Genomic DNA, 15846 nt, shown 5'->3' on the forward strand with positions numbered 1-15846 from the left:
CAGACCAGGCTGGTTCTACAGCGCGTCGACTGATGACAAAGTAAAAACCCTCAAGCAGCTCGAATCCATCTACAACACATCAGTGGGCCGCAACAGCAACCTGCTGCTCAATGTTCCTGTAGACCGCGACGGACTGATTCATCCTGCAGATTCTACCCGTTTAATGGAGCTGCGGAAGTTCCTTGATGCGGCTTACAAGACAGATCTGGCTAAAGGAAAAAAAGTAACAGCTACCAATGTGAGGGGCAATGCCAAAACCTTTGCGGCACAAAACCTGACTGACGGATCGGACAAGTCGTACTGGGCCACAGACGACAAAGTGACCACAGCCTCACTCACTATAGACCTGGGACAGGCTACCGTGCTGAACCGGATCGTGCTCATGGAAAATATCCTGCTGGGCCAGCGTGTGAAATCTTTCTCTGTTGAATACTGGGACGATACAGCATTTAAAGAACTGGACAAGCAGACCACCATTGGTCATAAGCGAATTCTGACTTTTCCGAATATTAGTACCACTAAGATCCGTGTCAATATACTGGCTTCCAATGCCTGCCCGGCACTTTCTGCTATTCAATTGTATAAAGCACCTGATATTCAATAAATTTGGCCTACCTTTGCGCAAATTTTATGAAGAAGATCACTGACTACAGAAAACTATTGGGTGTACAGAAGGATGCCGAATTGAAGGAATTAAAAACCATTTACAGGAATTTGATGAAAGACTGGCACCCTGATAAATTTCAGGACAGCGAGGAAGCAAAGACAGAGGCGGAAACCAAAAGTAAAGAGATCATTGAGGCTTACCACTTTTTGGTGAGTATTGCTCCTGAGACGATTGCGCTTTCCAAAGAAGAGTATGACCAGACCACCGGCATATGCGGTATCGCAGATTTTAACTGGGCCGGCCTGGTACTGACTGTTCATTTCCTGGATGGCAGTGCTTATGAATATTTTGGTGTACCCAAAGCAGTTTATGTGAAACTGGTCAATGCAGATTCTCCGGGAAGATTTGCCCGCAGACACATCTTTAATGAATTTCCTTACAGAAATATAGCAAAACTGGCGACAGCTTAGTTTCGATAAAAAATATGTAAAAAGGCCCTTTGAATTATCGAAGGGCCTTTTTGTTGTGGTTTCCTTGCTGGGTGCGATTGGTAAATTTAACTGCGGGCTGTCTATAGAAGAAGATTTTGGTCAAAAATCGCGTTTATTTTTAGAAAACTTTATTGGAAATCGTGTTTATATCGCATTGAAATCGCTGCCAAATCCCAGAGTTGCGATATCCTTGCCGTATCATTACGATATAGCTGCGAGATGGTTGCCGTATCCGCAGATATGGCAACCATAACGGTGGGATCTTGCAAGGATAAGCCAACTCGCCGATTACTCCGGGATTTCCCTGGCTTTTCTCCCTAATCACCAGTTCTTAATAACTTTGGATCATTTGCCCGTCACGTTAGTACAGTGTCGGCTAAATATTTTAGTAAATTAATATAATGCTAATATATTTAGTTTTATATTTACGTTGATTTTAGTTGAATTTTCTTATGAGGGAGGAAAAGCAGATCATCCATATGGACCAGGATGCATTTTTTGTGTCCGTAGAGGTGCGAAAAAACAGTAACCTGATTGGCAAGCCTGTCATCATTGGCGGCACATCTGACCGGGGGGTGGTGACTTCATGCAGTTATGAGGCCAGGAAGTTTGGCGTCCATTCGGCAATGCCCTCGCGGATGGCGAAGCAGTTGTGTCCGCATGCGGTGTTCATTAGGGGCAATATGGAAGCGTATTCCAAAGCCTCTCATGAAATTACAGCCATCATCAAAGAAAAGGTGCCGCTTTTTGAAAAAGCAAGCATCGATGAGCACTATATTGATATGACTGGAATGGACAGGTTTTACGGCAGTATGAAATTTGCCCGTGAACTGCGAGATACCATCAAAAAAGAGTTGCACCTACCCATTTCCTTTGGGCTTTCGGTCAATAAAACGGTGTCTAAAATGGCCACCAATGAATGCAAGCCAAATGGTGAACTGGACATAGAAGCCCCTGTAGTCCAGTCTTTTTTAAATCCGCTTTCTATCCGGAAAATTCCCGGACTCGGGGAAAAGAGTTTTATCAGGCTCAGTGATATGGGCATTAAAAAGATCTTTACCCTGGCCCAGATCCATCCCGACCACATGAATGCCCTGATGGGAAAAAGCGGTCTTTCCCTGCTTCAGAAAGCTAAGGGCATAGATTATTCTCCGGTTGTACCTTATACGGAGCAAAAGAGCATCGGCACGCAATGTACTTTTAAAGCCGATACCATTGACATCAATACCATCAACAACCTGCTGACCTCCATGGTGATGGACCTTGCTTTTCAGCTCAGGGATAAAAATAAGCTGGCATCCTGTATCACGGTGACCATCAGGTATTCCAATTTTGAGGACGTGACCAAACAGGCAGTTATTCCTTATACTTCGCTGGACAGTACGATGATCCAGAAAGCTAAGGACCTGTTCAAACAGGTCTACATGAGGCGCATGCTGCTCAGGCTAGTGGGTGTTCGTTTATCGGGCCTGGTCAGTGGTTTTGAGCAGATCGACATGTACAGCGAATCAGCGGAACAGTATAGTTTGGTGCAGGCGATGGACCGGATCAAAAAGAAATATGGTGAAAGGTCGATCACAAGGGCCTCGGTTTTAAATCTGGAGATCTAGCTTATGTACCTCAGTTAATCTATATACAATTCACCCATGTACCTCAACGTCCACTCCCATTATAGTCTGCGCTATGGCACCATGCCGGTCGAAAGGCTGGTACAGGAAGCATTGAGTTGCGGGGTGACTAAGATGGCCATTACTGACATCAACAACTCGACCGGTGTGATGGAGTTTATGCGAGAATGCAATAGACGAGGGGTTAAGCCGGTCGGTGGCATGGAATTCAGAAAGGACAAAAAACTGCTGTATATCGGCATTGCCCGGAATAAAGAGGGCATGAAGGAGCTGAATGATTTCCTGACCTGGCACAATTTGAATCAGAAGGAACTGCCCGACAGGTCTCCGGATTTTAAAAACGCAGTGGTGATCTTTCCCTTTAGTGCGTTTAGCAAGGGTTCTTTTGACCAGCTTAACAAGAATTCTTTTAGCAAGGACCCGGTTGAATCTGATAAGAATTCTGGTCAGTTTAAAGACCTTGATGCTGTTCATAAAAATGACTTTAATCTGGTTTATAAAGAAGATTTTAATTCTATTGATAAAAGGGGTGGTATTCAGGGCGGTCTTTCTGAAAATGAATTTCTCGGGATTCGCTTTGATGAACTTCATGCCCTGCATGGGAAGGACATCAGTGTGTTGAAAGACAAGCTGGTCGCGCTGCAGCCGGTCTTTGTCGCGGACCGGATTGAATACCGTTTGCATGAATATTTGAGGGGAATAGACCTCAATACGCTGCTGACCATGGTGGAAGAGAAGGACAAATGCAGCAGTACAGACAGGTTCCTGCCGGCCGGAGAGCTGGAAGCCAGGTTTGCTAAATATCCTTTTATACTGGACAACACCCGCAAACTGATGGACAGCTGTGTGATGGATTATGCGCAGGGCAAGGTACATCTGAACCGGAAAACTTTTACCGGAGACAGGGAGGATGACCGGGCATTGCTGGAAAAACTGGCCTTGTCGGGTGTGGAGTATCGATACGGGAAGGGCAATAAAAAGGCTTTGAAAAAGGTGAAAGAGGAATTGAAGGTGATCCGGGACCTGGATTTTTGTGCTTATTTCCTCATTACCTGGGACATCATCAGGTATTCGATGTCGAAAGGGTACTATCACGTGGGCCGGGGTTCCGGGGCCAACAGTACCGTGGCCTTTTGTCTGCGGATAACCGATGTGGACCCGATGGAGCTGGATCTTTATTTTGAGCGGTTTTTAAATGCGCAGCGTACCTCTCCGCCTGACTTTGACATCGATTATTCCTGGGATGAACGGGAGGATGTTCAGGATTATATTTTTAAGCGCTATGGCAAGGAGCATACGGCTTTGCTGGGTGCTATGTCTACTTTCAAAGACCGCTCGGTGATCCGGGAGATCGGCAAGGTGATGGGTTTGCCAAAGGCAGAGATCGACAGCTTTACTGATCCTTCAAAAGTTGCGGAGAACCAGAACAATGCGACTTTTAAGAAGATACTGGCCATACAGGAAATGATGAGTTCAATGCCAAATCAGCGGAGTATTCATGCAGGCGGTGTGCTGATCTCGGAGGAACCCATCACCTATTATACTGCGCTGGATTTGCCGCCAAAGGGGATGCCTACGGTGCAATGGGATATGTATGAGGCGGAGGCGATAGGGTATGATAAATATGATATACTGAGTCAACGGGGCATTGGGCACATCAAAGAGGCGGTCAGGCTGGTGGAGGAAAATCAGCAGCGCAAGATTGATATTCACCAGGCGAAGCTTTTTATGAAGGACCCCAAGCTGAATAACAGGCTGAAATCGGGGAATAGTATTGGCTGTTTTTATATTGAATCGCCTGCTATGCGGCAACTGCTCTGCAAGCTGGGCTGCGACAATTACCTGACGCTTGTGGCGGCCAGCAGCATCATCAGACCAGGGGTGGCCCAGTCGGGTATGATGAAAATGTACATTCAAAATTACCACGACCCGGCAAATGTGGAGTACCTTCACCCGGTGATGAAGGAGCAGCTGGAGGAGACTTTTGGGGTGATGGTGTACCAGGAGGATGTGATTAAGATCTGCATTCATTATGCAGGCATGGATGGGACGGATGCGGATATTTTGAGGCGCGGGATGAGTGGTAAGTACCGGTCGAGAATTGAATTTGACAGGCTTGTCGATAAGTTTCATGAGGGTGCTCAGGCTTTGGGGAGGCCGGAGGACATCACCAGGGAGGTGTGGCGGCAGGTTTCTTCTTTTGCTGGTTATAGTTTCAGTAAGGCGCATTCGGCGAGTTTTGCGGCGGAGAGTTACCAGAGTTTGTTTTTAAAGACTTATTATCCGAAGGAGTTTATGGTTGCGGTGCTGAACAATTATGGCGGGTTTTACAACAGGCCTTTGTATGTGCATCAGCTGAAAAAGACGGGTGCGACAGTGCATCTTCCGTGTGTAAACCGCAGTGTGGACGTGGTTTCGATAAAGGGTAATGATGTGTTTCTGGGTTTTATTGGTATTCAGGGTCTGGATGGTAAGTTTTTTACGCTGATCCCTGATGAGGTAAAGAGAAACGGGATGTTTTTGGATCTGGAGGATTTTCTAAAACGGACCGGGATTGGTCTGGAGCAGGTTGTTATACTGATCAGGGCGGGTGTGCTGAGGTTTACGGCCAAAAGCAAGAAAGCTTTGCTCTGGGAGGTGCACATGCTGCTGGGCAACAAGGTAAAACGGATCAATCATGCAGAGCTTTTTCATACGGAAGGTAAGCGTTATGCACTTCCGGAACTGGTCAATACTAAGCTGGAGGATGCTTATCATGAACTGGAACTGCTGGATTTTCCGCTGAGCATGTCCATGTTCGATTTGCTGAAAACGGAGTATCGCGGAGATGTGTGTGCCCGTGATTTGATGGGGCACGTGGGACAGGTTGTGAAGATGGTGGGCTTGTATGTTTGTGAGAAAACGGTGCGTACCAAAAATAATAAGAAGATGTGGTTTGGAACTTTTCTGGATATGAATGGTGATTTTTTTGATACGACGCATTTTTCTGTGAGTACTCCTGTATATCCTTTTAAGGGTACGGGTTGTTATTTGATTCTCGGTAAAGTTGTGGAAGATTTCGGGTTTCCCAGTGTGGAGGTGACCAGGTTTGCCAAGCTGCCGATTGTAGAGAATCCGGTTATGGCGTAAAAGGAAAAAATTACCGTTCTCGTCGGAGACTCGAGTGCTCAGGCGCTCCCGATGTAAAATCGGGACAGGTTGTGCGCAGAGCCCTAATGTCTCCTCTGAGAAGGTAATTTTTTTGGAAAGCAAGGAGGAGACAAAGGCCTCCGAAGAGAATAGTCTTTTTTTTAAAGGGGGAGAAAGGACGTTGTGTTTTAGACTGTGTTTTTTTGTCTTTTTGTCCTTTCAAAGAAGCTGAGTTCGTGGAGGTTTTCTTCGACTTCGGTGATGGCTTTCATGATGTTGTTGGAGGTATTGGTCAGTTCTTCTAAGGCGGAGATCATGTTTTTCCAGACGGGCTGCATTTGTTCCAGTAGGTTTTTGCCTTTTTCTGTGAGCTGGATCAGGCGTTTGCGTTCGTCCTGCTTGTCTTTTTTGGAGCGGATGATTTTTTCTTTTTCCAGTTCTTTTAACAGGCTGATGGTGGAGGGGTGTGTATAGCCGATTTCTGCGGCAAGTTCTACGACGCTAAGTAGGGGTCGGAAATGCAGGGTATAGATGACCGGGAACCATTTGGGTTCAAAATCAATATGATTGGCTTTGTAGATCTGGAAGCCGTCCTTTCTAAGCTGTTCGCTCAAACGCTGCAGCCTGGTGGCAATGGCGAGTATGCCTGATTCGTTAATTACGTTCATGGTTTCGGATGTTTTTTCAGTGTCTATAGGTGTGGATATGTTGTTGTTTTAGATTTTGGCAGACTCTTTCAGTTTTAAATGATAGAATTTATTGTCGGCCATCATTCTTGGAAAAATAACGGGGAGTTCATCCACATTGATCTCCCGGAAGCCATTCTTTTCATAAAAGCGGTGGGCCGCTTTGAGTATTTCTACGGTGCCTAGATAAAGATCGTTTATTTCATGGGTGTTGCAGTAGGCGATCAGGGTGTTGAGCAGGTTTTGTCCGATACCGAATTCTTTTCCTCTGTATTCTTTTCTAACGAACATCTTTCTGATCACGCCGGTGTGCTGACCAACGTTTATTAAGCCAATTGTACCTGACATTTGGTGATCCTCTGGCTTGCTTTTGTCCAGCGCTGCCCAAAAACCGCCGCCGTCTTTGTGATAGTTTGTTTCGATATCTAAAAGATCGGGCTGTCCTTCGAGTGTTACCGGTACGTTGAATTCAATTTGCTGGATAGGCAGGATCAACTCCTGTATTTGTTTGCAATAGTCGTTATAAACAGGGCTTATTATAATTTCATGTTCCATTAGAATTGTATTTATGTACAAATATACGTAGTTAACTACGTATATTCCAAATCTGAATGTCATTTTGTATTTCCGATATGGAAATGACTGCTGCTTTTGTTCGATTATGCACAATTTCCTGTCCGATAATGGACATTTGTTTTTTTTGGTTTGCTTTAATTTATTGGTAATCAATATAGTGCGATGATTTTTCATGATGGCATAGGATTGGTACGAGAGATCGAAAATTGCAGATATGTTCAGGTTAAACTTAAAAATTGCTTTACGAAACCTTTGGAAAAATAAGGGCTTTACGCTGATTAATGTTGGTGGTTTGGCAATTGGCCTGGCTTGTTGTTTGATGCTGCTTCTGTATGTAAATTATGAGTGGAGTTATGATAAGCAATATAAAAATCTGGAAAACATTTACATCGCTAAACTGAAATTGAAAGTTAACGGAGAGATTGCGACAACTGAAGCGGTGCCTTATAAGCTTGCGGGTGCGGTACTTCAGGAGATTCCGGGCGTAAAAAATGCAGCGCGAATATCAATATGGTATAAGCTGCTTAGTCATAATGAAAATAAATTTAAATTGAAATCTGCTTATGTTGACAAGTCTTTTATTGAAATACTGAGTTATCGTTTTCTTTATGGAAATCCCGCCACTGCGCTCAATGAACCCGGTTCAATGGTTTTGACGGCCTCAACGGCAAAGAAGCTTTTTGGAACTGAAAATGCTGTCGGGCAAAGCCTTAAATGGGATAATGTTAAGGCGTTAAAAGTATCTGGCGTAATAGAAGATCTGCCTAAAAATCAAACGCTTCAGTTTGAGGTTTTACAGCCATGGACTTTCTTCGAACAGATCGATCCGGATATAGTTAATGCAGGTTGGGGAAGCATAGATTGCAGCACAATTTTTGAATTGAAAGAGAAGGTATCTCTGGATGATGTGAACGCGAAGCTGAAGAATTTCATTGTTGCCAAAGATCCTGGGGTAAAATCATATATGTATGAGCCTTTTCTGTTTCCTGTTTCTAAAACCCATCTATATGATGAGTTTAAAAATGGGGAGGCTGTTGGAGGAAGGATAGATCAGGTAACCATGTTTGGCTTCTTAGCATTATGTGTATTGTTTATTGCCTGCATCAATTACATGAATTTGTCTACTGCCAGATCAGAAAAGAGGGCAAGAGAGGTTGGTGTCAGGAAGGCATTGGGTTCTGCGAGAAGTGCTTTAATGGGACAGTTTATTCTGGAATCTGTTGTGCTTTCGGTTTTTGCAATGATGATCGCCTTTGCTTTGCTGGAGGTTTCACTTCCTTATTTTAATCATCTGCTGGACATTACGATTCTGATTGATTATAGTTCTTACCTGTTCTGGGGAGTGCTGATCAGCCTTGCTTTAATCACAGGCTTGCTGGCGGGCAGTTATCCGGCATTCTATTTATCTTCTTTTATACCGGTAAAAGTCCTGAAAGGTTTTAAGGGCAGTTCCGGTTCTCTTAGTATTCGCAGGGTACTGGTTATTCTTCAGTTTAGCCTTTCAATTTGTATGATCATTTCTGCAATTGTGGTTTATCGCCAAATTCAATATCTTAAAGATAAGCCACTGGGTTTCGACCAGAATAATATGGTTCAACTGGATTTGGACGGCGAGTTGAGGAACCCTTCAAAATTGGAGCTGTTCAAAACTCATTTGATGAAAGAAGCTGCAGTTACTTCTGCCTCAGAGTTTGGCGGCAATTTCACTTACGCAGGTTTAATTACCGGAGACATCAGCTGGCCGGGTAAGGCAGCAGACGATCATTCTATTATCAATTACAGAAGTATTGGATTTGACTATACAGCAACTATTGGTGCAAAAATCGTTGCCGGCAGGGACTTTTCTGCAAAATTTCCTGCTGATACCAGTACCTCTGTTTTGTTGAATGAAACTGCGGTAAAATTGATGAATCTAAAGAATCCTGTTGGTACAACTATACGTTGGGGCGATAATCCTCCTTTGAAAATTGTTGGTGTCATCAGGGATTATTTTAATGAGCAATTGGGAAAGGCGGTTCAGCCAACGATTTTTTATTACAATATAAAAAGCAGCATTGTGCTGTTGCTTCGGTTGAATCCTGATCAGTCCCTGAGCAAGTCTATTGCAGTCATAAAAAATATTGCCCGGCAATTTAATCCGGCTTATCCTGCCCAGATCCATTTTGTGACCGAAGGAATGGAAGAAAAATTGCAGAGCGAACGGTTGCTGAGTGTGCTTTCCAATATTTTTGGTGGTTTCGCAATTTTTATTTCATGTCTGGGGCTACTGGGCCTGGCCTTATATATGGCGGAACAACGAAGTAAGGAGATCAGCATCCGCAAAGTTTTGGGTGCAGACATGAAAAGTATTTTGATTTTACTGAACAGGGATTTTATAAAGCTGGTGATCCTGTCTAATATGATCGCTATCCCTGTAGCGTTTATCATTGTCACCAACTGGCTGCGCAAGTACGATTTTAAAGTCGATCTAACGGCCTGGCCATTTGTAACAGCCCTGGTTTTGTCAATATTGATCGCCATAATAACCGTGAGCTTCCAGACGCTAAAGGTAGCCAGGGCTAACGCGGTTGATGCATTGAAGTATGAGTAGCAATTGATCAGGTCCGGTTTTTTAACGGATATGCCAGATCCCTTTTGGCTTCTTTCACTACAAAACAGCTTTGCAGCGAACCTACATTTTTGAGGTTTGCCAGTTTTTCGACGATGATCTGGTTGTAACTTTTCATGTCACTCACGACGATCTTCAGCAGATAATCAAAAGTGCCGGTAGTATGGTAGCACTCCATGACCTCAGAAAACCGGATGACCTCCTCCTGAAATGCGCTAAGGGCTTCGCCGCTATGGTCTTTCAGCTGTACCAGTGTAAAGGTGATCCACAAGTCATCAAATTTTTCCAGGTCAATGACCGCGACGCTTTCTTTTATAAAACCCTGATTTTTTAGACGATTGACACGGTTAAACATGGTACTGGCGCCCTTGTGGAGTTTTACCGCCAGTTCTTTGTTGGTAAGCCTGGCGTCTTTTTGCAGGAGGCGAAGAATATCCAGGTCGATCCGGTCCAAAATGGTATTGTTCATATAACCAATGTTATTGTTTTAAAATTAAAACGATAAAATTTAGGTAAACATAAACCTGGTCTTGCGGTTCAGCATGTTGCAAATTAAGGATATATATTTCAAATACAAAAATTTTTGAGTTAACAAAATTTGGATCGGCTGGCAGCGGATTCGATTGCTCCAAAATTAAGTTTTGACGGAGCGGGCTGGTTCTGAATAATTTGCGGAAAATCTGGAACTCCATGGATTTAAAAAAGAGACTGCTGACATTAGCTGCATCAAAAAACCAAATTGAACCTGTTTATCATGAGAACACTCAAAATAGACAAATCTATTACCCACAGGGACCACGACACGCTGATGAGGTATCTGCAGGATATTAAGAAGTATCCTTTGCTTACCGGCGATGAAGAGACGAAACTTGCCCTGAAAATTAAAGAAGGGGATCAGGCTGCGCTAAACAGGCTGGTCAATTCTAACCTCAGGTTTGTGATCTCTGTAGCCAAAAAGTATGAAGGGCAGGGTATATTACTTCCGGATCTGATCGCTGAAGGTAATGCCGGACTGATGAAGGCTGCGGCCCGGTTTGATGCTGCCAAGGGGTTTAAGTTCATCTCTTTTGCGGTATGGTGGGTCAGGCAGTCCATCATGTTTGCCATTAATGAGTACAAACGGATGGTAAGGCTTCCTGGAAACCGTATTGTTGAGCTGAATGAAGTTTGGAAAGCTGAACAGGAACTGGAACAAAAGCTGGAAAGAGCGGCGACTTTGGAGGAACTGGTCGAGTATACGGAACTGAGTCCGGACAAGGTCAGGGCGAGTTATACCAGTGGCTCTTACACCTCGTCGCTGGATGACATGGATCTTGAAGCAGACCGTCCAGGGATGCTGGCCGTGCTGGAAGACACTATGTTTGCACCCGCTGATGCCGGACTGGAGCAGGCAGACCTTGCTGCGGAGTTGAATAGCGTATTGAGTTCCTTACCGAACAGGCAAAGGGAGATTCTTAGGTTAAACTACGGTCTGGACGGAAAAACAGCAATGTTCGTAGACGATATCGCCATCTTTTTGGGAGTATCAAGTCAGTGTATATTGATGAACAGGGCAAAAGGATTGGAAACACTGCGTAACAATAAAAAGGTAAAGCATTTGCAAGCTTACCTGGGATTTTAATTTTTAATATGAAGCAAACTGAAAAAATATTGGTGATAGGGGCCTGCGGCCAGATAGGCAGGGAATTGACTGCGGCGTTGAGAAAGCAGATTCCCAGACATTGTGTGATCGCTGCGGACATACAGCCTGAAGATAAAATCGGACTGGAAGTATATCCTTACAGGCAATTGAATGTATTGGATAAGGAAAAACTCGAGGCTTTGATCGCGGAGGAGAAGATCACACAGATTTATCACCTCGCTGCGATGCTTTCGGCAAATGGTGAACTTAATCCGCAGGCTGCATGGCGGCTGAATATGGATAGCCTGCTCAGCGTACTGGATCTTTCTGTAAAGTATCAGGTAAAAAAGGTATTCTGGCCAAGTAGTATTGCGGTCTTCGGGCCGGATTCACAGAAGCAAAATTGTCCTCAGCAGGGCATTACAGAACCGGTGACCATTTACGGGATCAGCAAGGCTGCCGGAGAGTACTGGTGTAAATATTACTTTGAAAAATTTGGGCTGGATGTGCGCAGCTTAAGGTATCCGGGACTGATCAGTTATAGTGCTTTGCCGGGTGGTGGTACTACCGACTATGCTGTGGATATTTTTCATCACGCAGTAAAAGGAGAGCCCTTTACCTGTTTTTTAGAAGAAGACACTGCATTGCCTATGATGTATATGCACGATGCCATACGTGCTACGTTGGAACTCATGGATGCTCCCGCAGATCAGCTTCTGGTGCGGACGTCTTATAATCTCGGAGCGTTGAGTTTTACTCCGAAAGAGATTTATGAGGAGATTGAAAAGGAAGTCCCGGGGTTTATGATTCGCTATGCGCCTGATTTCAGACAGCAGATCGCAGAGAGCTGGCCGCAAAGTGTGGACGATTCGCAGGCCAAAAAAGACTGGGGCTGGGACCCCGCTTATGATCTGAAAAGCATGGTTTCAGAGATGTTAAGCAAACTTAGTGTATTGTCGTGATCACCCCCTTTGTTTGTCGTTTTGCGACCGTGTTATTTCAAAATACTATGTCTAATTTAGAGGTAAATAATCACATCAGTTTAACCATTAAATAATGACTTATGGAGACCAAAACCGCTAGCAGCAGAATGCAGGGATTACTGACCTTGTTTGACATGCATACCACTTTTTTTGCACGTGCAATCGAAGGGATTTCGGAAGAAAGTATGTACAACCGGCTAGACACGAAGGCAAACCACATGGCCTGGCTTACAGGTTCATTAATTGCACAGCGTTATTATATCATTAAAGAGTCGCATCCTGAGCTTAAGCAGAACGGAGCGGATCTTTTCGAGGACAATAAGGGCATTCAGGATGGGGCAAAATACCCGTCCAACGCCGGATATTTGAAGGATTGGGAAAAAGTTAGCCCTATAGCCCGCGAGGTGCTGGCTACCGCTACTGACGAAAAGCTGGATGGTGAAATTGACATGGGCTTCATGAAAATGAGCTATTATGAGCTGATCTCTTTTACCATATACCGGGAAGCGAGCATCATTGGTCAGCTGGCGCTGTGGCGCAGGCTTTTGGACTACCCTGCATTGAGGTATGATTAACACATCAATTGTAATCTTTTACAAATTTTACATCTGTAAACTCGACAGTAGAGTTATCTGTTCTAAATTTCTTATAAAAAGGAGAGTACATCTTTCCGGAGATCGTCCCTTTTTCAGGGTCGATCTTTAACAATCTGAGGTAACCGCCGCCGGCGTCTTCGCATTGATAATCCTGCAGGACCTGGTAAATCTTGTTCCCATTGTCACCGGTGCTGACCAGAGAATTGCTATAGCAGACGTGTCCGCTCAGTACCATCAGGATATTTTTGTGTTTTTTGATCAGTTTGTCGTAGACGGCTTGAGAGGTCAGGCTTCCGTAGCCCTGGTTAGTTTGGTCTATTTGTCCTTTGCTGGTCAGATAGTTGTGCGTGATCACGATCACGTTGTAATAGGGGTGCTGTTTGACTACACTGTCTGCCCATAAGACTGCTGTTTCTCTTGGACAAAACTCCAGTGCCAGGACCATAAAATTCAGTCCGCTTGCGATGAAGGTATGAAATGAATTTTCATTCTTTCCCTTTTCAAAAGTACCCCGCAGATTGCGGTAGCGGGATCCAGGGAAATAACGGTTGTATTTTTCTGTATTCCTGACGTTGATCTTTGTATTGCCAGGTGCGGCACTGCCTGTAAATTCGCCTACAGCTCCTCCATCGTGATTTCCATTGACAAGGGCGTAGGGGATGAAATTGTTGTCGAGCCGTTCAAAAGCCAGGCTCGCCCTATCCCAGTGAATGTTGTTGTTGTAATTTACGATATCTCCTACATGGAGCACAAAAGGAATATTTTCTTTCTGCTTATTGGCTGCTATCCAGTCTGTCTGACTGTGCAGCATGTCCATATGCACATCTACCTCTACCTGGGTATCAGGAAATACTGGCAGGGTAAATTCCTGTGCGCTGAGATCAGTATGGAATACGGGCAACGAAATTAAGCTAAGAATGCAGAGTCTGATAGGCTTCATCATACGATATGGCTGAGGGTTTGGGATGTAATTTAATAAAGAATGATTTATATATTGCATAACCTTAACTAAATTTTATGGAGAAGAAAACAGAACGCATCGCAATTCTCATCGATGGGGACAATGCCCAGGCAAAATTGCTGAAAGCGATTTTAGAGGAGGTTGCCAAATATGGCAAAGTCACCATCAGAAGGATATATGGGGACTGGACACAGCACAATATGAATAGCTGGAAGGATCTGCTGAACGAACTGTCTTTTACGCCTATTCAAAAATTTAGCTATACCTCCGGTAAAAATTCAACGGACGGAGCATTGATCATAGATGCGATGGATATTCTGCACAATGGGGTTGTGGATGGTTTTTGTATTGTGTCAAGTGACAGCGATTATACAGGGCTTGCAAAAAGAATAAGAGAGGAAGGCGTTTTTGTCATGGGAATAGGGGTTAAGACTACGCCAACCGCATTTGTACAATCCTGCGAGATTTTCACTTTTACTGACAATATTGTTCAGGAAGCTGTTATAGAAAAGCAAATAGAAGCCTCATCTGCTAAAAAAATAAATAAACGGGTAAAGGCAGTAAGTAAAGCTGTACCGGAAGTCTCTAAGTTTACTAAAGTCAAGCTTGATTTGATAGACAGGGCGTATTTTATGGCAACTCCGGAAGATACCGGAATTCTGGTTGCGGTTCTGGGAACCAATCTCCGGAAAATCGACCCGAGTTTTGACACGAGGGCGCATGGCTTTCAAACACTGACAAAGCTGCTTGAAAGTTTAGATCAGTATGAAATTTATAAGCCGGACGGCAGCGGACTGAGTCAGCCGGTTGTGAGAAGAAAGCAAAGAGGGAAGTGAGGATGAAGGGTTTGATGGCACTGGTTTTCTGCCTGTTGTTTACAGGTGCAGGCCTTACCGCTAAAATATATAAAGTGCGTAGCCCTGATGAATTTAAAAAGGCAGTTGCTGTCGTCGTGGCGGGCGATGAAATTGTGATGGTCAATGGAAATTACAGCGGTTGGGCGCTAACGGTCAACACCAATGGCTTGCCGGGCAAACCTATTGTGATCCGTGGAGAAACCTCTGGAAAAGTTGTGTTTTCAGGGGATGTAAGTCAGCCGGTGTTCCAGCTAACGGGAAGCTACACAGAGATTTCAGGCCTGACATTTTCAGGTTGTAATGTGTTTAAGGCTGCTGAAAGGAGGGGTGTCCTGATTGAATTAGAAGCAAGCAGATATTGCCGGGTGACCGGTTGCATTTTTACGGGGAATGTTGTTAAAGCCCAGTTTACACCGATTGTCGTGATATCAGGTAAGGGGGAACATAACCGTGTTGACCATTGCAGCTTTAACGGAAATATAGATAACCAGGAATTGCAGGTAAAGGTTACTGCTGATGCTGTTCCCGTTTATACGCTGATAGATCATAATGTATTTGCAGATAAAAAGAAAATAGCCTGGAAGGGGGCTAATGGGGGAGAGTGTGTACAGGTAGGGCAGGATCCTGTATTATTGGGTGTAAAGTACACATATACAGTCGTCCGGGATAACCGGTTTATTCGCTGCGATGGTGAATCGGAAGTGATTAGTAACAAGAGTTCCGGGAATGGTTATGTCAGTAATTATTTTGAAGATTGCCGGGGAGAACTGGTCATGCGGGGCGGGCATGATTGTCTGATAGACAGCAACACTTTCAAAGGAGGGGGCGGTATTCGGCTCAATGGAACCCATCACTCAATTACCAACAATACGATAAGTGGAGTACGTACAGGAATCAGATTGATGTACGGGATGGCAAAAGGTAAAACTGATATAGGTTTTTACATCGCTGCCAGCGATTGCCTGATCAAAAATAACCGCATCAGCAATGCCGGTACGGGTATCCTGATCGGCGACAATAAAAATGCAAACTGGGCTGGAAAATTTGATACTTCAAGATACCCCTCGCCAACCATGCAGAATGTTGCACCATTTGATAATGAA

Annotated in this window: 14 protein-coding genes; 10 read left to right on the top strand and 4 right to left on the bottom strand. The window is 44.3% G+C overall.

Annotation, left to right across the window (positions count from 1 at the left end):
* The 4 genes from VK541_RS18105 to dnaE form a co-directional block, all read left to right on the top strand.
* A partial coding sequence (locus tag VK541_RS18105) for a discoidin domain-containing protein (protein WP_324371779.1) occupies nucleotides 1–604 on the top strand: 604 nt, incomplete at its 5' end.
* A 26-nt stretch (nucleotides 605–630) separates the two neighbouring features.
* Nucleotides 631–1077, top strand: coding sequence for a KTSC domain-containing protein (locus VK541_RS18110; protein ID WP_324371780.1), 447 nt, complete (start codon nucleotides 631–633; stop codon nucleotides 1075–1077).
* Nucleotides 1078–1550: 473 nt separating this feature from the next.
* A complete protein-coding gene (gene dinB, locus VK541_RS18115) occupies nucleotides 1551–2708 on the top strand; it encodes a DNA polymerase IV (RefSeq protein WP_324371781.1) in 1158 nt (385 codons plus the stop codon).
* Nucleotides 2709–2744: 36 nt separating this feature from the next.
* The gene (gene dnaE, locus VK541_RS18120) at nucleotides 2745–5855 is read left to right on the top strand and encodes a DNA polymerase III subunit alpha (protein WP_324371782.1); all 3111 of its coding nucleotides are present in this window, start codon (nucleotides 2745–2747) and stop codon (nucleotides 5853–5855) included.
* Nucleotides 5856–6043: 188 nt separating this feature from the next.
* On the opposite strand, the gene VK541_RS18125 is transcribed toward dnaE, so the two are convergent.
* Both VK541_RS18125 and VK541_RS18130 read right to left on the bottom strand, forming a co-directional pair.
* The gene (locus tag VK541_RS18125) at nucleotides 6044–6523 is read right to left on the bottom strand and encodes a MarR family winged helix-turn-helix transcriptional regulator (protein ID WP_324371783.1); all 480 of its coding nucleotides are present in this window, start codon (nucleotides 6521–6523) and stop codon (nucleotides 6044–6046) included.
* A 48-nt stretch (nucleotides 6524–6571) separates the two neighbouring features.
* A complete protein-coding gene (locus VK541_RS18130) occupies nucleotides 6572–7096 on the bottom strand; it encodes a GNAT family N-acetyltransferase (RefSeq protein ID WP_324371785.1) in 525 nt (174 codons plus the stop codon).
* A 235-nt stretch (nucleotides 7097–7331) separates the two neighbouring features.
* Between VK541_RS18130 and VK541_RS18135 the strand changes: the two genes are divergently transcribed.
* Entirely contained in the window at nucleotides 7332–9707 is a 2376-nt protein-coding gene (locus tag VK541_RS18135) for an ABC transporter permease (protein WP_324371787.1), read from the top strand.
* A 7-nt stretch (nucleotides 9708–9714) separates the two neighbouring features.
* Here VK541_RS18135 and VK541_RS18140 read toward each other — a convergent pair whose 3' ends face one another.
* Nucleotides 9715–10194: an Lrp/AsnC family transcriptional regulator gene (locus tag VK541_RS18140; protein ID WP_324371789.1), complete on the bottom strand. Its 480-nt coding sequence runs from the start codon at nucleotides 10192–10194 to the stop codon at nucleotides 9715–9717.
* 285 nt (nucleotides 10195–10479) lie between these two features.
* On the opposite strand from VK541_RS18140, the gene VK541_RS18145 reads away from it, so the two are divergent.
* The 3 genes from VK541_RS18145 (at nucleotide 10480) to VK541_RS18155 (ending at nucleotide 12904) form a co-directional block, all read left to right on the top strand.
* Nucleotides 10480–11346 carry an RNA polymerase sigma factor RpoD/SigA gene (locus VK541_RS18145; RefSeq protein WP_324371790.1) on the top strand — a complete coding sequence of 289 codons (867 nt, stop codon included), beginning with the start codon at nucleotides 10480–10482 and terminating at the stop codon, nucleotides 11344–11346.
* Nucleotides 11347–11354: 8 nt separating this feature from the next.
* On the top strand, nucleotides 11355–12308 hold the full coding sequence (locus VK541_RS18150) for an NAD-dependent epimerase/dehydratase family protein (protein ID WP_324371791.1): 954 nt from the start codon (nucleotides 11355–11357) through the stop codon (nucleotides 12306–12308).
* A gap of 101 nt (nucleotides 12309–12409) precedes the next feature.
* Nucleotides 12410–12904, top strand: coding sequence for a DinB family protein (locus tag VK541_RS18155; RefSeq protein ID WP_324371792.1), 495 nt, complete (start codon nucleotides 12410–12412; stop codon nucleotides 12902–12904).
* 4 nt (nucleotides 12905–12908) lie between these two features.
* Here the strand turns inward: VK541_RS18155 and VK541_RS18160 are convergent, their stop codons facing one another.
* Entirely contained in the window at nucleotides 12909–13868 is a 960-nt protein-coding gene (locus VK541_RS18160) for a metallophosphoesterase (protein WP_324371793.1), read from the bottom strand.
* A gap of 74 nt (nucleotides 13869–13942) precedes the next feature.
* Here VK541_RS18160 and VK541_RS18165 point away from each other — a divergent pair, with 74 nt between their 5' ends.
* Both VK541_RS18165 and VK541_RS18170 read left to right on the top strand, forming a co-directional pair.
* Nucleotides 13943–14722 carry an NYN domain-containing protein gene (locus VK541_RS18165; protein ID WP_324371794.1) on the top strand — a complete coding sequence of 260 codons (780 nt, stop codon included), beginning with the start codon at nucleotides 13943–13945 and terminating at the stop codon, nucleotides 14720–14722.
* A 2-nt stretch (nucleotides 14723–14724) separates the two neighbouring features.
* Nucleotides 14725–15846 (top strand): chondroitinase-B domain-containing protein (locus VK541_RS18170; RefSeq protein WP_324371795.1); only part of this gene is annotated, 1122 nt, incomplete at its 3' end.

This window comes from Pedobacter sp. (genome assembly GCF_035317785.1).
Classification (GTDB): domain Bacteria; phylum Bacteroidota; class Bacteroidia; order Sphingobacteriales; family Sphingobacteriaceae; genus Pedobacter.